The organism is Streptococcus oralis, assembly GCF_026782285.1.
GTDB lineage: Bacteria > Bacillota > Bacilli > Lactobacillales > Streptococcaceae > Streptococcus > Streptococcus oralis_CG.
In genome coordinates this window covers 282,794-300,655 of sequence record NZ_JAKUWG010000003.1, presented here as the reverse complement: position 1 = coordinate 300,655, position 17,862 = coordinate 282,794, and the positions used below count along the sequence as shown (strand labels likewise).

At 40.7% G+C, this 17,862-nt stretch carries 17 protein-coding genes; 7 read left to right on the top strand and 10 right to left on the bottom strand.

Annotated features, from left to right (window positions below; genetic code table 11):
* The first annotated feature begins 100 nt into the window (after positions 1 to 100).
* From MK403_RS03800 to MK403_RS03785, 4 genes are all read left to right on the top strand, one after another.
* A complete protein-coding gene (locus tag MK403_RS03800; protein WP_268708994.1) occupies positions 101 to 790 on the top strand; it encodes a CPBP family intramembrane glutamic endopeptidase in 690 nt (229 codons plus the stop codon).
* A 66-nt stretch (positions 791 to 856) separates the two neighbouring features.
* Positions 857 to 1,153, top strand: a complete 297-nt coding sequence (locus MK403_RS03795; RefSeq protein WP_268708993.1) for a bacteriocin immunity protein — start codon at positions 857 to 859, stop codon at positions 1,151 to 1,153.
* 131 nt (positions 1,154 to 1,284) lie between these two features.
* A complete protein-coding gene (gene trhO, locus MK403_RS03790) occupies positions 1,285 to 2,271 on the top strand; it encodes an oxygen-dependent tRNA uridine(34) hydroxylase TrhO (protein ID WP_268708992.1) in 987 nt (328 codons plus the stop codon).
* Between the two features lie 120 nt (positions 2,272 to 2,391).
* Positions 2,392 to 3,252, top strand: coding sequence for a DUF4299 family protein (locus MK403_RS03785; RefSeq protein WP_268708991.1), 861 nt, complete (start codon positions 2,392 to 2,394; stop codon positions 3,250 to 3,252).
* A 62-nt stretch (positions 3,253 to 3,314) separates the two neighbouring features.
* On the opposite strand, the gene MK403_RS03780 is transcribed toward MK403_RS03785, so the two are convergent.
* From MK403_RS03780 to MK403_RS03755, 6 genes are all read right to left on the bottom strand, one after another.
* Complete coding sequence (locus tag MK403_RS03780) at positions 3,315 to 4,271, bottom strand: DUF6574 domain-containing protein (protein WP_268708990.1); 957 nt, start codon at positions 4,269 to 4,271, stop codon at positions 3,315 to 3,317.
* A 62-nt stretch (positions 4,272 to 4,333) separates the two neighbouring features.
* On the bottom strand, positions 4,334 to 5,266 hold the full coding sequence (locus tag MK403_RS03775) for a DUF4097 family beta strand repeat-containing protein (RefSeq protein ID WP_268708989.1): 933 nt from the start codon (positions 5,264 to 5,266) through the stop codon (positions 4,334 to 4,336).
* Positions 5,259 to 5,852, bottom strand: a complete 594-nt coding sequence (locus MK403_RS03770) for a DUF1700 domain-containing protein (protein ID WP_268708988.1) — start codon at positions 5,850 to 5,852, stop codon at positions 5,259 to 5,261. Before MK403_RS03770 ends, MK403_RS03775 begins: the two co-directional genes overlap by 8 nt.
* The gene (locus tag MK403_RS03765) at positions 5,839 to 6,165 is read right to left on the bottom strand and encodes a PadR family transcriptional regulator (RefSeq protein WP_000273860.1); all 327 of its coding nucleotides are present in this window, start codon (positions 6,163 to 6,165) and stop codon (positions 5,839 to 5,841) included. Before MK403_RS03765 ends, MK403_RS03770 begins: the two co-directional genes overlap by 14 nt.
* A 155-nt stretch (positions 6,166 to 6,320) precedes the next feature.
* Positions 6,321 to 9,389, bottom strand: coding sequence for a DUF2971 domain-containing protein (locus MK403_RS03760; protein WP_268708987.1), 3,069 nt, complete (start codon positions 9,387 to 9,389; stop codon positions 6,321 to 6,323).
* A gap of 203 nt (positions 9,390 to 9,592) precedes the next feature.
* On the bottom strand, positions 9,593 to 10,759 hold the full coding sequence (locus tag MK403_RS03755; RefSeq protein ID WP_268708986.1) for a CynX/NimT family MFS transporter: 1,167 nt from the start codon (positions 10,757 to 10,759) through the stop codon (positions 9,593 to 9,595).
* A 222-nt stretch (positions 10,760 to 10,981) separates the two neighbouring features.
* Here MK403_RS03755 and MK403_RS03750 point away from each other — a divergent pair, with 222 nt between their 5' ends.
* Positions 10,982 to 11,812 (top strand): glycosyltransferase, encoded by an 831-nt coding sequence (locus MK403_RS03750; protein ID WP_268708985.1) that lies wholly within the window; start codon positions 10,982 to 10,984, stop codon positions 11,810 to 11,812.
* Positions 11,813 to 11,889: 77 nt separating this feature from the next.
* Positions 11,890 to 13,740, top strand: a complete 1,851-nt coding sequence (locus MK403_RS03745; RefSeq protein WP_268708984.1) for a nucleoside-diphosphate sugar epimerase/dehydratase — start codon at positions 11,890 to 11,892, stop codon at positions 13,738 to 13,740.
* A 95-nt stretch (positions 13,741 to 13,835) separates the two neighbouring features.
* Here the strand turns inward: MK403_RS03745 and MK403_RS03740 are convergent, their stop codons facing one another.
* Genes MK403_RS03740 through sdaAB form a run of 3 tightly spaced genes read right to left on the bottom strand, consistent with a single transcriptional unit; the run spans position 13,836 to position 16,040 of the window.
* Positions 13,836 to 14,465, bottom strand: a complete 630-nt coding sequence (locus MK403_RS03740; protein WP_268708983.1) for an HAD hydrolase-like protein — start codon at positions 14,463 to 14,465, stop codon at positions 13,836 to 13,838.
* A 22-nt stretch (positions 14,466 to 14,487) separates the two neighbouring features.
* Positions 14,488 to 15,360, bottom strand: a complete 873-nt coding sequence (sdaAA, locus tag MK403_RS03735) for an L-serine ammonia-lyase, iron-sulfur-dependent, subunit alpha (protein WP_038805886.1) — start codon at positions 15,358 to 15,360, stop codon at positions 14,488 to 14,490.
* 8 nt (positions 15,361 to 15,368) lie between these two features.
* Positions 15,369 to 16,040 (bottom strand): L-serine ammonia-lyase, iron-sulfur-dependent subunit beta, encoded by a 672-nt coding sequence (gene sdaAB / locus MK403_RS03730; protein ID WP_268708982.1) that lies wholly within the window; start codon positions 16,038 to 16,040, stop codon positions 15,369 to 15,371.
* 240 nt (positions 16,041 to 16,280) lie between these two features.
* Here sdaAB and apf point away from each other — a divergent pair, with 240 nt between their 5' ends.
* Complete coding sequence (apf, locus tag MK403_RS03725; protein ID WP_223326987.1) at positions 16,281 to 16,907, top strand: aggregation-promoting factor; 627 nt, start codon at positions 16,281 to 16,283, stop codon at positions 16,905 to 16,907.
* A gap of 50 nt (positions 16,908 to 16,957) precedes the next feature.
* On the opposite strand, the gene MK403_RS03720 is transcribed toward apf, so the two are convergent.
* Positions 16,958 to 17,821 (bottom strand): helix-turn-helix domain-containing protein, encoded by an 864-nt coding sequence (locus tag MK403_RS03720; RefSeq protein WP_223326988.1) that lies wholly within the window; start codon positions 17,819 to 17,821, stop codon positions 16,958 to 16,960.
* Positions 17,822 to 17,862 lie beyond the last annotated feature (41 nt).

Sequence of the window (17,862 nt, the reverse complement as noted above, 5' to 3'; positions counted from 1 at the left end):
GTTCTCTAGGGGAGGTAGTGATTTTTAGGATGTAAAAATGAAAGAAGTGATTCTGAGAGTTTAGGCGATGTGATACACATATATCTATAGGAGGTCCATCATGAAAAGGTATCGTCTTCTTTTTAAAATGAGTGGTGTCTTCTCTTACCTATTTTTCGTATTTGGTCTTTCTCAGCTGACTCTTATCGTCCAAAACTATTGGCAATTTTCTTCTCAGATAGGAAATTTCTTCTGGATTCGAAATATCTTGAGTTTGCTATTTAGTGGAGTCATGATTGGGATTCTTGTTAAGACAGGCCATGGCTATCTCTTTCGCGTTTCGAGAAAAAAATGGCTCTGGTATTCAATCCTAACAGCCCTAGTAGCGGTAGCTCATATATTTTTTAATATTCAAACAGCTAGACACGTTCAGTCAACTGCTGAAGGTTGGGCCGTATTGATCGGTTATAGTGGGACTAACTTTGCCGAGCTAAGTATCTATATAGCCCTGTTCTTTCTGGTTCCACTGATGGAAGAGTTGCTCTATAGAGGATTACTTCAACACGCCTTCTTTAAAGATTCGAGATTTGGTCTTGATTTGCTTCTTCCGTCCATTTTATTTGCTCTCCCTCATTTTTCAAGCCTGCCTAGTCTGTTAGATATCTTCGTCTTTGCAACAGTTGGAATCATCTTTGCTGGTTTGACCCGCTATACCAAGAGCATTTATCCATCCTATGCGGTGCATGTGATTAATAATATTTTCGCAACATTACCATTTTTGCTGACTTTTTTACATCGGGTGTTTGGGTAAAATATTGGCGCGAGTTAGGAATTATAGTTTTTCAATTTATAAGCGAGTTTCAGGAGGGAAATGAGTATGACACCATTAAAATGGTTTGCTGGAGGAAGCGAAAGGCGTTGTGAAGCGATGGCTATTATAGATCATCTATTGGAAGATATAAAGGCTGCGCCTCAACTTACTCCCTTGAAAAATCAGTTAGTGATTTATAAAAAACGATTAAAGGATGATGGAACCTCTACTCCATTTATTCTGAGCCAAATGAATGTTGACATCTTACGTGTGTTGATTGACAATAAGCTGGGTTTGTCAGAAAGTCAAGCTAAGCAAATCAAAAAATTGAGAGAATTATCTGCGATTCGTTATGGTTACTGATGAAGTGCAAGGGCAGGTCTCTCTATATAATTTCCGGTCAAATAAATTGCATTCGTTTTCTCAAGTGGGTATACTAGAATAGTTGAATGAAAAATTCTGAAAATTTAAGAATAGAAAAGAGAACAAATCTTATGGCAAAAGATATTCGTGTCTTACTTTACTACCTTTATACTCCAATTGAAAACGCAGAGCAATTTGCGGCAGACCACCTGGCTTTCTGTAAATCAATCGGTCTCAAAGGCCGTATCCTAGTCGCTGACGAGGGGATTAACGGGACTGTTTCAGGTGACTACGAAACAACTCAAAAATACATGGACTACGTTCACAGCCTCCCAGGCATGGAAGACCTCTGGTTCAAGATTGACGAAGAAAATGAACAAGCCTTCAAGAAGATGTTTGTTCGCTACAAGAAAGAAATTGTCCACCTTGGTTTGGAAGACAACGACTTTGACAACGACATCAATCCACTTGAAACAACAGGTGCTTACTTGTCTCCAAAAGAGTTCAAAGAAGCCCTTCTTGACGAAGATACAGTTGTCCTTGACACACGTAACGATTATGAGTACGACCTAGGGCACTTCCGTGGGGCTATTCGCCCAGACATCCGCAACTTCCGTGAGTTGCCACAATGGGTTCGTGACAACAAGGAAAAATTCATGGACAAGCGTGTCGTGGTTTACTGTACAGGTGGCGTTCGCTGTGAGAAATTCTCAGGCTGGATGGTCCGTGAAGGCTACAAAGATGTTGGTCAATTGCACGGAGGAATCGCAACCTACGGTAAAGACCCAGAAGTTCAAGGCGAGCTTTGGGATGGGAAAATGTACGTCTTTGACGAGCGTATTGCCGTAGATGTTAATCATGTCAACCCAACCATCGTAGGGAAAGACTGGTTTGATGGAACACCTTGTGAACGCTATGTCAACTGTGGAAATCCCTTCTGTAACCGTCGTATCCTAACATCAGAAGAAAATGAAGACAAGTACCTTCGTGGATGCTCACATGAGTGCCGTGTTCACCCACGAAACCGCTATGTTTCAGAAAATGAATTGACACAAGCAGAAGTGATCGAGCGCCTAGTAGCTATCGGTGAAAGCTTGGATCAAGTCGCTACAGTATAAAGCAAACAGCCCTTAGGGGCTGTTTTTCTATGCTTTTTATCTAAAAATCTTAAATTTGTTTCTGTATCTTTCAGGAAAATAGGGTATACTGTATGTAAACGATTTCAAAGGAGGCCAGTTATGGCGAAAACATTTTTTATCCCAAATAAAGAAAGTATTCTAGGACAACAGGAGGTCTTGACTGCCAAGTCCATCTTGGCCTTGGTGGAGGGCTTGGAGTCACATAGTTATGATGCGGTCTATCTCCGTCAGCCCCTCAATCGTCTCGAATACATGGAGTGTGGGATTGTAGGTAAGTCGCAATTTCTCTTCAAAGTGAACTATGCGGATAGTCGAAAAGGCTATCAAGTGGTGATTCCAGATTTCCTTACTAGAGCGGACTGGGAGATTGTAGAAGCTCTCCTCCAAGCCCTATCGAGTAAGTTGGGGCAAGTGGTAGAAGGGTTAGAAGGGTTTGAGTTTGAAGCTTATTTCCGACAAACGGTCAAGCAATATTTAGCGGATAAGGAGGCTCGTCTAGTATGCTGCCAAGGGCTCTTGTCCCCTATCTACCTCAACAAGGAATACCTCGAGAGCTTTTTGGTTGAGGATGGATTGGCACGTTTTGAAGAGCTGGTCAAGAAGGTTCAAGGATCTGATGCCTACCTTGCCAGTGTGAAATTTTACCCAGATGCTCAAGGCAAGGTGCACGGTATCTATCACCTAGCCCAGGGAGTCAAGACGATTTTGCCAAAGGAACCCATTGTACCAGTGCCTTATATTGAGCAGCTAGCAGGCAAGGAGCTTGTTTGGGAGATTGACTTGGTTCAAATCACAGGAGATGGCTCTAAACCGGAAGACTATAAAGTCATTGCCCGCCTAGACTATGCAAGATTCTTCGAGTCACTACCAGAAGCGTTTTATCAGCAATTAGATGCTAATCAATTAGAAGTACAAGCCATTTTGGGAAAAGATTTTGAGGAATTGGCAAGCATCGAGTAGGCCTTGTTCAAAAAAGAGTAAGCATAAAAATCCCTGTCATTAATAAATGGCAGGGATTTTGGTTAAAAGAAGGTCAGGATGCGAAGGTAGTCTACCGTTAGCGCTAACTCTGCAATGAAGAAGGGTAAGAGAATGGCGCCATCAAGTAAGACAGCTAACAAGAATCGATAAAATGGGTCGAGGCTACTGGTCTTACTTGGCTTACTAATCACAAAGAGATTGCCAAGGGCAAAGATGGCCATGCTTAGAAGAGTGAGGATGCCAGCAAATCGTAAGCCACCAAAGAGTGCAAAGAAACTTGCTAGAGCCGTTAGAACAAGTGGGATAGCAAAGAGTCTGCTATAACGATCGAAGGCTTCTTGGAATGTGAAGTCGCTCTCCTGATCCAGCACACGTCGAACGGTAAAGCCTCCCAAAATGATGGAAAAGTAAAATAGAGCGCTAGCGACCAGAATCGAAAGCCCAGCAAAGAGATCCAAAGGTGGGAGCTGGTTAGGAGAACTATTAGCAATAGAAATCATATAGCCATAGTAGAGGCGCTTGATATGATAGATACTAAAGAAAAGGTTGATTGACGACAGCAAGGTGAGTAGGGCAAAGACACTATAACGATGCTTTTGATCCGTAGTCTTGCTGGCAGTTGGTTCTTGGATAGCATCCAGTAGCCAAGACCAAAATAGTGCGATTTCTTCTTTTAATCGGGCAGTTTTACGGGGGTCAATGTCTGGGATATAGGGGCTCTCTAAAGCTTTGCTGAGGATGCTTTTCTCTTTTACAGAGTTTTCTTGGTTGCGTTCCTCTTTCCCTTCTCCCTCTTCCTCGGTTTGGGTTTCCCCGATTATTTCGGGAGTTTCCTCCTCATGCGTTTCCGACTCTTTAGGTGAGACAGCTGTTTCTTCGCTTACTTGTGGTTCGGTCTCCACAATTTCCGAAGTCTCTGGTTGGTCGGGCTGGATTTCCGATTTCGTCTGAGCTGATTTCTTCTCAAGATCGGCGCTTTCAAACCATTCTTGTGTCATGGTGGAACCTCCTTTTTTATGGTTATTTTCTATTTTTAGACTAGCAGATGAAAGCGTTTTTGTCAATGGTTCCTAGATGCAGCAGAGTACTCTTCCTCCTTGGGTAGGTAGATATCCTGATTGGCTTTTATAATGAGTATATCCTTAACATCTGCTTTGTCTGTCTTGTAGGGGTTGGCAAGTTCATTGTCTTTTTGTTTAGGGTGTTCTCTTTGTGCTTTACGATAAATACCGCCATGCTTAGAAGAAATGTCTAGATTGATACGATCGAATTCTGTCTTAGAAAGAAAGAGTGTTAAGTCATTATGAGAGTTCAGCTCAACCTTACCGCGGACCTTGATATTTTCAGTATAGATATGCCCCCCCTCCGTCTTGACTTGACTATCTGTCAATTCTGTATCAAAAATATTGATAATACTAGGTGTCGTTAGTGTACTGTTCTTGATGGAGCTTTCTGTTATTCTTAAGTGGTAGCCTTTTGTTTTGATTGTCGCATTTTCAAGGTTGGCTTGACGAATATTAGTTTGTCCACGATTGGCTGAGACGGTGATAGCTTGCAGCTTTCTTCCTTTCGGTAGGGAGAGAACTACTTCGTCAAAACGGTGAGAATAACTGCTGGCAATACGAAGTAGGCCTTCGATTCCTGAACCTAGAAAGCGATGTTGGGAGGCTTGTTTGTCAGTGACGCTCAGTGTTTTGTCACTCATGCCAGTAGTTAAATCGTGACGACCAGACACGGAAGGATGATAGGTGATGTGGATCTTGTCATCTACAGACTCTGTGATGGTTAGGCTATGTTCCTCAAGGGCTAAATCAAGTTTTTCCACTTCATTTCCAAAGGTCACTTCTTCGATACGATTGTCATAGACGGGGTCTTTTGACATGGCAAGCAAACTTTGAATACCATTGGACTGGGCACCTACAATGATCATGATAAAACCGAGGATTGTAGAAACCACACCAAAGATGAGAAAACCTTTCGTCAATTTACGCATGTCTGTCACCTCTCTTTCCTTTTTTTAGAATCCATTGCACCAAGCGGACGACCAGAAGGCCAAAGAAACGAGCTACATAGGAGATGCCTAGTAGAACAAGAGAAGAAGCACCGATAGCAAGCAAACCAGCCCCGAAAATTAAGATAAAGGCAGATTTAGCTTCTACTAGGATGCTAAAACTTTCTACGATAAAGAGTCCGCCCAGCAGGATTCCCGTCACAGAGACGGTAAAGAAGGCTAGAATGACAGCGACCGCCGCGATAAAAAGCCCGATAATGGTTAAGATAATTGCAATTCCAACAGGAATGCCGATAGGGGCTGCTAGTAAGGCCAAGAGGGCAATGTGTAGCAGTTGGCGATCATTTTTTTGAGCAGGGGCTTCATTGACTTTTTTGTCGAGGAGGTTAGAGAGGACATCATGAGCCGCTTCTTTTGGTGTTCCTAGACTGGCAATGAGTTCCTCTTCGCCCTCTGAACCTGCATCGTCAAATAGTTCCTTAAAGTAGTCCATAGCTTCGATGCGGTCAGCTTCAGGTAGTTTATGGAGATAGGTTTCTAACTGAGTCAGATAGTCAGTTCTTGTCATGGCGGATACTCCCTTCTATGATGCCGTTGACGGTGTCGGTATAGAGCGTCCACTCTTCCTTTAGAGTAACGAGCTGCTCTACGCCCCGATTGGTCAAGGAGTAGTATTTGCGCATACGCCCCTGAAACTCTCTAGAGTAGGTGGTTAGAAAGCCACTGGCTTCCAATTTTTTGAGAATGGGATAGAGCGTAGATTCTTTGATATTGGCGATGAGCTTAATGGTTTGGCTAATCTCATAACCATAAGAATCCCCCTGCTCCAGTACAGCCAAGATGAGAAACTCGATCAAGGCAGAGGATGTTGGGAAGTACATGGGAAACCTCCTTTATATTATATAAAAATTTTATATATACTCTTTTCAAATATATTGTATCTCAATATGAAAGCCCTGTCAAGAAATATGTATAAAAATTTTATATATAAAAAACTCCTAGCAAAAACTAGAAGTTTAGGGGATGTTGTTAGCTTTTATCTAAATTTTATCGTAGACTTCTTATAGTTAATTTCCTTATCCAAAAGTTTCAATAAAGGAGTAACGTATTCAGGATTTGGAAACTTAGGACCGAAAATGACTTCATCGATTTGGATTGAATTTTCACGTTCTACATAAAGTTTGCCTATCCCAGAGGTTTTATCAATTTTGATTTTATCATTACTTGGATCTAGATTAGCATAGCGTAAGATACGCAGTTCGTTTTCATATTTATAATCTACAGATTTAAACAAGTAACGAATTTCTTCGATACAATTGGAGATAGCTTCTTTACAAAAATCATCATTATCATTCACTCTCTCATACAATTTTTGTTTTAAATTATTTACAGATTCTTTTAATTTTGTAATTTCATTGTCATCAAAGAGTTCTGTTTTTTCTAGTTCAAAGTCTTCAACTGTATTTTTAACATAGGCTATTCTATAGAGATAATCAATATTCCCTTTAGCGACCTTATCTTTTTTTTCAGGTTGTGGCTGCGCCTCTTCAACATTGGCAGAAAAAGTTGACTCCTTTTTCTTGGATTCGTTTGCTGAGGTTTTTAAATCACTATCTAGGTACGATATGGTGGAATCCATTTGATTCATATTCTCTAGGGGAATAGCTTCTTGACGCCATAAAACATCATTGAAAGAAGTAAATCTTGAGAAATCATCTTCCTTAAGTACCAGACAAACACCCTGTGCATCATCGCCGTATTGGGACCACATAGTCAAGTCATCTGTTTTACTGGTGAAGCTCATTAAAAACCATGGACTAGGATCTAAAATATTTCGCTTTTCGAAGTAGGATGTTATTTCCCCATCTTTGCTAGGGTCCAATATTTCTTCGATAACTACCCCTTCCTCGGGGTCGTTCATATAATTGGCATTATACAAACGAGTTTTTCCAGATACGGAAAATTTTGTATCATCTGTATTTCCTGTATCTTGATCTAATAAATTTTGGAGAGTTTTTCCTTTGGTATAATGACCAAATTTAAGATTCGAATTTTTATCTTTTGCTTTCAAGCCAAGTTGATACTTGATATCTTGAACAATTCTGTAGATATCTATTAACTGATTGAGCTTATTCTCATCATCTTTATAGTGTTTTATCCAATCCTTTAAAATATCGTATTTTGTATTTATAACAAGGTCAAGATTTAAAGCCCGAATTAGTAGTTTTCTGTCAAAATCATCATTGGAATAAAAACATAGTTTATCTAAAATTTTTGTGAGGCTAGTGGATGGAGTATTGTTTGTATCTAATGGAGTATCAGGATTTTTTTCTAATATTTCCACTACAATTTTAAATATTTCAACGCTAGAGAGATTTGTTAGGATAGCTAATATTTGTTTAACTGTATCGTCTTTTTTAACTCTTTCATTTTGAAGCATTTCTAGATTAAATAAAACTTTAGCATATTGTAAAGCAATGTCTTCAGAATCCGTAAACCGTTCAAAAATTTCTTTGACTAAATTAGTGGTACTTCCCCTCTCTTCTACATTTCTTTGTTTAGCTGACAAATTAACTAAAGCTGTAGCATATCGTAACGCAATGTCTTCAGAATGTTGAAACTTTAGGGTTAAAGTTTCTATTTTTGATATGGTTTCTTTACGCTCTTCGACATCATTTTGTCTGTTTGAAAGATTGTATAAAGCCATAGCATATCGTAACGCAATATTTTCAGATTGCTTGAACTGCTCAAAAATTTGTTTGACTAAATTAGCAGTATTCTCTCTCTCTTCTACATTTACTTGTTCAACTGACAAATTGACTAAAGCCATAGCATATCGTAACGCAATGTCTTCAGACTGCTGAAACTGCTCAAAAATTTGTTTGACTAAATTAGCAGTATCGCCTAGTTCTTCTATATTTACTTGTTCAATTGATAAATTGAACAAAACCATAGCATATCGTAACGCAATGCTTTCAGATTGCTTGAACTGCTCGAAAATTTGTTTGACTGAATTAGCAGTATCGTCTATTTCCTTTACATTTATTTGTTTAGCTGACAAATTGACTAAAGCCATAGCATATCGTAACGCAATGTCTTCAGACTGCTGAAACTGCTCAAAAATTTGTTTGACTGAATTAGCAGTATTCTCTCTCTCTTCCACATTTACTTGTTCAACTGACAAATTGACTAAAGCCATAGCATATCGTAACGCAATGTCTTCAGATTGCTGAAACTGCTCAAAAATTTGTTTGACTGAATTAGCAGTATTCTCTCTCTCTTCTACATTTACTTGTTCAACTGACAAATTGACTAAAGCCATAGCATATCGTAACGCAATGTCTTCAGACTGTTTAAACTGCTCAAAAATTTGTTTGACTGAATTAGCAGTGTTTAGTAGTTCCTCAACAATTTCTTGTTTAGCTGATAAATTGACTAAAGCCATAGCATATTGTAACGCAATATCTTCAGAATGTTGAAACTTTAGGGTTAAAATTTCTATTTTTGATACGGTTTCTTTATGCTCCTTGATATCATTTTGCCTGTTTGAAAGACTGTATAAAACCATAGCATATCGTAACGCAATGTCTTCAGACTGCTCAAACTGCTCAAAAATTTGTTTGACTAAATTAGCAGTATCGCCTAGTTCTTCTATATTTACTTGTTCAATTGATAAATTGAACAAAACCATAGCATATCGTAACGCAATGTCTTCAGAATCCTTGAACTGCTCAAAAATCTGTTTAATTGAATTAGCAGTGTTTAGTAGTTCCTCAGCAATTTCTTGTTTAGCTGACAAATTGACTAAAGCCATAGCATATTGTAACGCAATATCTTCAGACTGGTTGAACTTCTCAAAGATTTGTTTGACTAAATTAGCGGTATTCCCTCTCTCTTCTACATTTACTTGTTCAACTGACAAATTGAACAAAATCATAGCATACCGCAACGCAATGTCTTCTGATTCAGGATATTGTTCATAAATTATTCTTGCTTTTTCTGCTAGAGTTTCACAGGCAGTCTTATCTATCTCCTTGGCTGATAAGCCAACGAGCTTATCTAACTCTGCTAAACTTTGATCCAAATTGTATTTCAGTTCATCCATCCTGTGCACCTCACTTAAAATAGTAGCTATCTTATAAACCAATTTATTTTTCCTATGACAATTAGTGTCTATACATCTTATTATATCAAAAATGCCATCTTTCTGCTAACAGATGGATGATGCTTTTTGTTGATATAAGCACCAAAAAAACCAGACAGAGTCTGGCTTTGCATTGTTTATGGTTGTGATAGATTTTAGAAAAATTAAAGGATCTTATCCGCTCGATCCACCATAAAGAGTGAGATGGTCATGATGATATCAACAGCTAGAAGGGCAAGGACAGCTGGGATCCAAGATTGGAAAAGTTCAAAACTGTAACCAAACAAGGTAGGTCCAAAAGCAGCTAAGATATATCCACCTGTTTGCGCTAGTCCTGATAGCTGAGCTGTCTTTTCAGGAGAACTGGTTTTAAGAGAAAAGCAAACCATGAGGTAGGGGAAGAGGGCGCTGCAGGCCGTTCCAATCAAGAGATGGACGACTAACCAGTAGAGGAAGCTGCTACTTGGATACAAGAGCATGGCAATTCCTATCATACCAGCGATAGAGATAATTGCCAGCATGATTCGACGGTGGCCATCAGACAGACGAGTCGTCAGACTTGGAACAGTCATTGAAAAAGGAATGCTGATCAGCGAGAAGATAGAAGCGAGGAGAGCCGCATCACTATTAGAAAGACCAGCACTAATGGCAATAGTTGGCAACCAGGTCATGCTTGTATAAAAGAGCAAGGACTGAAGACCGCCAAAGACAATGATGGCCCAGACAGATTTGCTTTTTAGAATATTCTCTTTCGATTTCTTTTCTTGCTGTCCTTCTAGATAGTGGTTGTGGTGATAATTTGGCAACCAGACTAGCAGAGTGACTAGACAGAGAAAGCTGAGAGCGAGGATTAAGCCTTTCCAAGAACTAGCTTGGATGATAGGAACCGAAAGATAAGAAGCGATGGCTGTCGAAATTCCCATGGCAGTGACATAGAGCGTTGTTAGGAGACTGATCTTTTGAGGCTGATTTGCCTGGATCATACTTGGGAGGAGTACATTGAAGATCGCAATGCTTGCTCCGATGATCAGAGTTCCTAGATAGAGAAGGGGAAGATTGAAAATCCGAATAACAGAGCCAACAGTTAAGAGGAGGAGACAGTAAGTGAAGAGGTGTTCCAGTCCAATCTTTTGCGCCAAGCGGCTTGCAAAAGCAGAGAAAAGAGCAAACATCAAGAGAGGGAGACTGGTTAAAATCCCAAGAGAACTAACCTCCACTCCTAGTCCCTGAGCGATATCTCCTAAAATAGTTGGTAAAGCAGTAAAAGGAGAACGTAAAACAGTCCCGATTAAGACAATTCCTAGGATAAAAAAGAGTGATTGTTTTTTCATAAAAACCTCGATAGGATGATTTTAATAACAGCTTATTTTAAGGTTTTTTTCTTACAATGTCAAGGAGAGGACTGCTAAGAAAGCTAGAACGATTTAACTGAAAATAGAGTGAAAGGGGACAGATTTCTTTACCAGAATTTTTCTTGATTTGATATAAAAATAGGAAACTAGGAAATTTTGTGATAAAATAGTGGAAGGAAATCTATAAATTGGAGAAAAACTGTGTCTGAAAAGCAAAAAATCAGCGTCTTGATGTCGGTCTATGTAAAGGAAAATCCGACATTTTTGAGAGATGCTATCAAGAGTATTCAAAACCAGACCTTGAAACCAAGTGAGCTTGTTCTTGTTGAGGACGGGCCGCTCACGCCCGAACTCTATCAGGTGCTAGATGAAGTGGAAGCGCAGTCAGAGATTCCAGTTAAGCGTTGCCCCTTAGAAGAAAATCAAGGTTTGGGTTTGGCTCTTCGATACGGTGTTTTACAGTGTCAGTACGATATCATCGCTCGCATGGATACAGATGATATAGCGGTAGCTGACCGCTTTGAAAAGCAAGTCCAACTAATGGAGCAGGAAAATCTTGACCTCTTAGGTGGACATATTGCAGAATTTATTGACAATCCTGACGAGATTGTTTCTTACCGTCGTGTTCCTACTCAGCACGCAGACATTGTAGCTTACCAAAGGATGAGAAGTGCCTTTAACCACATGACAGTCATGTTCAAAAAGGACATGGTCCTCAAGGCGGGCAACTACGAAGATGGGCTTTATATGGAAGATGATCTCCTCTGGCTCAATATGATTGCCGCAGGTGCCAAGACTGGAAACCTCGATCAGATCTTGTGTCAGGTTCGTGTCGGTGCAGGGATGTTTGAACGTCGAGGCGGTCTGCGCTACCTCAGACTCTATCGTCAAGCTCGCCAACGGATGCTTGAGCGAGGGCAAATTTCTTACATGGAATATGCTAAAAGTGTAGCCATTCAGGCCATTGTTGCACTTTGTCCAGGCTTTGTACGTCAGTTTATTTTTGTAAAATTATTAAGAAAAAATAAATAGTATTGTAAAAGATAAAATAGCCAAAAAATGTTATAATAACAATATATTTAAATTCTTTTAAGAAAGAGTAAATTCCTATGAATAAAAAACTAACAGATTATGTAATTGATCTGGTTGAAATTTTAAATAAACAGCAAAAGCAGGTGTTCTGGGGTGTATTTGATATTATTAGTATGGTGGTTTCCATCATCGTGTCTTACATTCTCTTTTATGGCTTGATTAACCCAGCACCTGTAGACTATGTTATCTATACTGGTTTGGCTTTCCTTTTCTATCAAATCATGATTGGATTTTGGGGGCTCAATGCGAGTATTAGTCGCTATAGTAAAATCACAGATTTCTTAAAAATCTTTTTTGGCGTAACCGTCAGTAGCATTGTCTCTTACGGACTTTGCTACGCCTTTCTTCCTCTATTTTCTATCCGGTTCATCATACTCTTTATCTTATTGAGTACTTTCCTCATCTTGCTCCCTCGTATCACTTGGCAGCTGATTTATTCTAAGCGCAAGCAGGGTAGTGGGGAGGGCGAACACCGCCGTACCTTCTTGATTGGTGCTGGTGATGGTGGGGCCCTCTTTATGAACAGCTACCAACACCCAACTAGTGACCTTGAGTTAGTGGGAATTTTGGATAATGATGAAAAGAAAAAAGGGCAAAAACTAGGTGGAATTTCCGTTTTGGGTTCTTATGATAATCTGCCTGAATTGGCCAAACGTCACCAAATCGAGCGCGTCATCGTAGCCATCCCTTCGCTTGATCCGTCAGAGTACGAACGTATCCTGCAGATGTGTAATAAACTCGGTATCAAATGTTACAAGATGCCCAAGGTTGAGACAGTTGTTCAGGGACTTCACCAATCAGGTAGTGGCTTCCAGAAAATTGACATCACAGACCTTTTGGGGCGTCAGGAAATTCGTCTCGACGAATCCCGTCTTGGTGCAGAGCTTACAGGCAAGACTATCTTGGTGACAGGAGCCGGCGGTTCGATTGGTTCGGAGATTTGTCGTCAGGTTAGTCGCTTCAATCCTGAACGCGTGATTTTGCTTGGACATGGCGAAAATTCCATCTACCTCGTTTATCATGAATTGATCCGTACATTCCAAGGGATTGATTATGTTCCTGTTATTGCAGATATTCAGGATTATGACCGTCTCTTGCAGGTGTTTGAACAGTACAAACCAGCCATTGTCTACCATGCTGCTGCCCACAAGCACGTTCCGATGATGGAACGCAATCCAAAAGAAGCCTTCAAGAACAATATCCTCGGAACCTACAATGTTGCCAAGGCTGTTGATGTAGCCAAAGTACCTAAGATGGTTATGATTTCGACAGACAAGGCGGTCAATCCACCGAATGTTATGGGTGCAACCAAGCGCGTGGCAGAGTTGATTGTCACTGGCTTTAACCAACGTAGCAAATCAACCTACTGTGCAGTCCGTTTTGGGAATGTTCTCGGGAGCCGTGGTAGCGTGATTCCTGTCTTTGAACGTCAGATTGCTGAAGGCGGCCCTGTAACGGTGACAGACTTCCGTATGACACGTTACTTCATGACTATTCCAGAGGCTAGCCGTCTAGTAATCCATGCTGGGGCTTATGCCAAGGACGGAGAAGTCTTTATTCTTGACATGGGCAAACCAGTCAAGATCTATGATTTGGCTAAGAAAATGGTGCTTCTAAGCGGGCACACAGAAAGTGAAATTTCAATCGTTGAGGTCGGTATTCGTCCGGGTGAAAAACTCTATGAGGAACTCTTGGTTTCGACCGAATTGGTTGATAACCAAGTTATGGACAAGATTTTCGTTGGTAAGGTAAATGTCATGCCACTAGAAGCCATCAATCAGAAAATTGAGGAGTTCCGTTCACTCAGTGGGGATGAGCTCAAAGAAGCAATCATTTCCTTTGCAAATGAAACAACTCATGCTGAGTAAGAGTGACTCATACAATTAAATATAAATCAAAGACCAAGGTTTTGTATAGACAGAACCTTGGTCTTTTTACTCTGTAGTTTGAAGCTATTAGCTTGTTATAGCTGACTGATGATATCATCAATGGTATGGGCAATCCAGTCGGGTTGATAGCTGAGTAAATCAGCCTCTTCTCCAAATCCCCAAGTGACAGCGAACTTTTTAATGCCAGTTTCTTGGGCTCCGATCATATCAAACTTGGTGTCCCCGATGATGAGGACTCGGTCTGCAGGGAGTTGATGTGTCTGCAAGGCGTAACGGATGACATCCGCCTTGTGTGGTGTTTCAGGACTAGAACCGTAAATGCCGTTAAAGAAATGATGAATTCCCAGATTTTTAGTCATATCATGAGCAGTAGGAGTATTCTTTGTTGTGGTGATATAGAGAGGATAGGTTTGTGAGAGTTCTTGAAGCAATTCGGTCATTCGAGGAAAGAGTTGCGCTTCGTGGATTCCTTTTTTCTTGTAGTAAGAACGGTAGGTTTGAACAGCTTCCGAGATTTGCTCCTTTGGGAGACAAGTTGCAAAGCTAGTTTCAAGCGGTGGACCCATGAAACCACGAATGGTTTTAGCATCAGGAGTCGGGACTCCCAGTTGTTCAAAGGTATGAGTAAAGGAATTGTGGATCCCGATAGAACTGTCAACGAGTGTTCCGTCTAGATCGAAAAAGATGGCTGAGATTGATGACATAGTTTCTCCTATTAGATGAGGTTTATTCTCCGAAGATTTCTTTTTGTAGGCGACGACCAGTAGGTGTGGCAGCGAGTCCACCCTCAGCCGTTTCTCGGAAGGCAGTTGGGAGGCTTGATCCGACTTGGTACATGGCATCGATGACTTCGTCAACAGGGATCTTAGACTCAATACCTGCCAAGGCCATATCTGCCGCGATAAAGGCAAAGCTAGCCCCCATGGCATTTCGTTTGACACAGGGAACCTCAACCAAACCAGCGACGGGGTCACAGATGAGACCTAGCATATTTTTAATGACAAAAGCGATGGCTTGGCTAGCTTGATAGGGCGTTCCACCTGCAGCCAAGGTCAAGGCTGCGGCACTCATGGCAGAGGCAGAGCCAACTTCGGCCTGGCAGCCACCTTCAGCACCTGAAATAGAAGCGTTGTTTGCGATAACCAATCCAAAGGCACCCGCAGCAAAGAGGAAATCCAGCTGTTCTTCGTGGCTGAGGTCAAGTTTTTGAATAGCTGCAGTAAGAACGGCAGGCAGACAGCCAGCACTTCCTGCGGTTGGAGTGGCGCAGACCAAGCCCATTTTAGCGTTGTGTTCATTGACCGCGATGGCATTTCGGGCAGCTGATAGGATGGTAAAGTCCGACAAGGCCTTGCCACTTTTGAGATGACGATCTAGCTTGGCTGCATCGCCACCCGTTAGGCCACTACGAGATTTGTTTTCACTAAGACCGAGCTCAACAGAGGCTTTCATGACTTCTAGATTGCGCTCCATGAGGAGGAGAACTTCTGCACGTTCCCGGCCGGTCAGTTCATATTCTGTCGCGATCATGAGTTCTGCGACATTTCCTTGGAAGTCTAGATCTGCTTGCTCAACCAATTCTTTGATAGAATAAAACATGTTTCCTCCTACTTAAAGAAATTGACATTGTGGAGATGAGGAATTTTTCGGATTTCTTCAATCGCCTCTTCGCAACTTCGACTATCGACTTCGATGATCATGATGGCTTTTTCTCCAGCTTTTTCCCGAGTCACATTCATCTGAGCGATGTTGATATCGAAACGAGAGAGGGCTTCAGTAACATGGGCAATCATCCCCGGAACATCCTGATGCACGATGATGATGGTCGGGGTATTCATATTGAGAGAAACGGCAAAACCATTAAGTTCCGTAACTTGGATATTTCCCCCACCAATAGAAATCCCCGTCACACTAATGGATTTGTGTTCATTCTTCACAGTAATTTTAGTGGTGTTAGGGTGAGGAGCGTTGCTGTCTTTCTGAATGGTCCAGACAATCTTGATACCACGCTTATGGGCAATCTCAAGGCTATTGGGAATGTCGGGATTATCCGTATCCATGCCTAAAATACCTGCAACGAGAGCTAGGTCAGTCCCGTGGCCACGGTAGGTTTTGGCAAATGAATTAAATAGTTGGAATTCCACCTCTGTCGGTCTATCACCAAAGATAGAAGACACGATTTTTCCGATACGAACCGCCCCAGCTGTATGACTACTTGATGGGCCAATCATGACAGGGCCGATGATATCAAAGACAGATTGAAAACGAAGTGAGTGCATCTGTTTCCCCTTACAAAGATTCTTGTTTCTATTATATCAAAGAATGAAGTTCTGTGCTTATTTCCCTTATAAAACTGGAAAAATGGATAAAAATAGTATAAAATCTTGTCTTTTATGACAAAAATATCAATGTTTCAGTAAATATAAAATATTTTTGTAATATTTCTACACGAAACCGTCAAGAAACGGTAATATTCAAACGGTATGATAGAAGCATAGTAAAAAGGAGAATTTTTAGAAATGACATTAACAACTAAAAAAATCAAATTAACTCTTGCAGGAGCAGCAACTTTCCTTGCTTTCCTTGCACCATCACTTGCTTTTGCAGATGAAACAATCACTTATACAGTTAAACCAGGTGACACTCTTTCAGAAATCGCTGAGAAGTACAACACCACTGTTGAAAAATTGGCAGAAAAAAACAAGATAGAGGATATTCATCTGATCTTTGTGGACCAAGTTTTGGTCATCGAAGGGACAGCTCCAGCTGCGAAAACTTATGAAGCGCCAGCTGCAACAGGAGAAACAATCGAAGAGACTACGACTTACGAAGAAATAACTGAAACAACAACTTACGAAGCGCCAGCTGCGACAACCAGCACTTCTTATGAAGAAAAAAGTTACACAGCTTCAACTGTAAGTGGATCTGAAGCAGAAGCCAAAGAATGGATCGCTCAAAAAGAATCAGGCGGTAGCTACACAGCGACAAACGGACGTTACATCGGACGTTACCAATTGACAGATTCATACTTGAACGGTGACTACTCAGCTGAAAACCAAGAACGTGTAGCAGATGCCTATGTTGCAGGACGTTACGGTTCATGGACAGCTGCTAAGAACTTCTGGCTTAACAATGGTTGGTATTAAGAACTAACTAACAGAATAATATGAAAAGTCGAGGAATTTCCTCGACTTTTTTATATTTCCTTCGGTTGATAATAGGTCTCTACTTCTTTTTGGAGATGAGATAGCATGGAGGTCTCATCGGTTAGCTCCAGAAGAGAGAAACCTTTTTGGATAAGTTTAGCATCATCCGTACAAATCCCAATACGGACATAGCAGATAGCAAGCCTATCGTAGCTTTTCTTGTTCTTGGCATCCTCCAGTAAAGTGTAGCAGATTTGTTGGCACATGTTTTTATCTTGATTGTATAAGTAAATGGTGGAGAGGTTGAGTAGGATTGCCATTCGCAAGTCATATAAATGTTGATAGTTTTTATAGACTTCTAAGCGTTGCAAGATTTTTCCAGTGATGAGATGGATATGTTCTATAGGAAAGGTAAAGAGAATGGTATTGAGGATTTTTAAGTCATTCTCGTACCAAGTGTCCTGCTTTTCTATCTTCTTCCATAGCTTCTTTACAGTATTGTTAACCTCGATTGACAGTTTTTTAGTCCCATTTTGGCGGATATAGATAACAATTTCTAGCATATCTCGTATCTCTTTGATGGGGAGGTCGTGGTGAGTTTTGAGGTAGTCTTGACATTTTTGAAATAGTTTTTCGAGTTCACTAGTCCCTAGGATTGAGCTCATATTGAGATAGGTTTGCATAATTTCTGTGCGTTGGCTAGGTTGATAGAGATGGCAAATATAGTCAAACTCTTCAAAGGTCATATTGACTTGCCGGAGAAGAAACTCCATATTCTCATATTTAGGAGTTGTCTTGCCACTTTCGATTTTTGATAGGCTGGTTCTTGAAAGGACGCTGCCACAGACATCTTCTTGGGTCAACCCTTTTGACTCACGGATTTCTTTATAAACATTTCCAAAATCGTAGCGCATGATCTCCTCCTTATGTGTGAAAAAAGTTAACAAAAAATAGA

Bases quoted from the DNA above. Each gene is read 5' to 3' on its own strand.
- MK403_RS03780 (WP_268708990.1), bottom strand. From the start codon at position 4,271: ATGACACAAGAATGGTTTGAAAGCGCCGATCTTGAGAAGAAATCAGCT.
- sdaAB (WP_268708982.1), bottom strand. From the start codon at position 16,040: ATGCACTCACTTCGTTTTCAATCTGTCTTTGATATCATCGGCCCTGTC.
- MK403_RS03755 (WP_268708986.1), bottom strand. From the start codon at position 10,759: ATGAAAAAACAATCACTCTTTTTTATCCTAGGAATTGTCTTAATCGGG.
- MK403_RS03745 (WP_268708984.1), top strand. From the start codon at position 11,890: ATGAATAAAAAACTAACAGATTATGTAATTGATCTGGTTGAAATTTTA.
- MK403_RS03765 (WP_000273860.1), bottom strand. From the start codon at position 6,165: ATGTACTTCCCAACATCCTCTGCCTTGATCGAGTTTCTCATCTTGGCT.
- MK403_RS03795 (WP_268708993.1), top strand. From the start codon at position 857: ATGACACCATTAAAATGGTTTGCTGGAGGAAGCGAAAGGCGTTGTGAA.
- trhO (WP_268708992.1), top strand. From the start codon at position 1,285: ATGGCAAAAGATATTCGTGTCTTACTTTACTACCTTTATACTCCAATT.
- MK403_RS03800 (WP_268708994.1), top strand. From the start codon at position 101: ATGAAAAGGTATCGTCTTCTTTTTAAAATGAGTGGTGTCTTCTCTTAC.
- MK403_RS03785 (WP_268708991.1), top strand. From the start codon at position 2,392: ATGGCGAAAACATTTTTTATCCCAAATAAAGAAAGTATTCTAGGACAA.
- apf (WP_223326987.1), top strand. From the start codon at position 16,281: ATGACATTAACAACTAAAAAAATCAAATTAACTCTTGCAGGAGCAGCA.
- sdaAA (WP_038805886.1), bottom strand. From the start codon at position 15,360: ATGTTTTATTCTATCAAAGAATTGGTTGAGCAAGCAGATCTAGACTTC.
- MK403_RS03740 (WP_268708983.1), bottom strand. From the start codon at position 14,465: ATGTCATCAATCTCAGCCATCTTTTTCGATCTAGACGGAACACTCGTT.
- MK403_RS03720 (WP_223326988.1), bottom strand. From the start codon at position 17,821: ATGCGCTACGATTTTGGAAATGTTTATAAAGAAATCCGTGAGTCAAAA.
- MK403_RS03760 (WP_268708987.1), bottom strand. From the start codon at position 9,389: ATGGATGAACTGAAATACAATTTGGATCAAAGTTTAGCAGAGTTAGAT.
- MK403_RS03770 (WP_268708988.1), bottom strand. From the start codon at position 5,852: ATGACAAGAACTGACTATCTGACTCAGTTAGAAACCTATCTCCATAAA.
- MK403_RS03775 (WP_268708989.1), bottom strand. From the start codon at position 5,266: ATGCGTAAATTGACGAAAGGTTTTCTCATCTTTGGTGTGGTTTCTACA.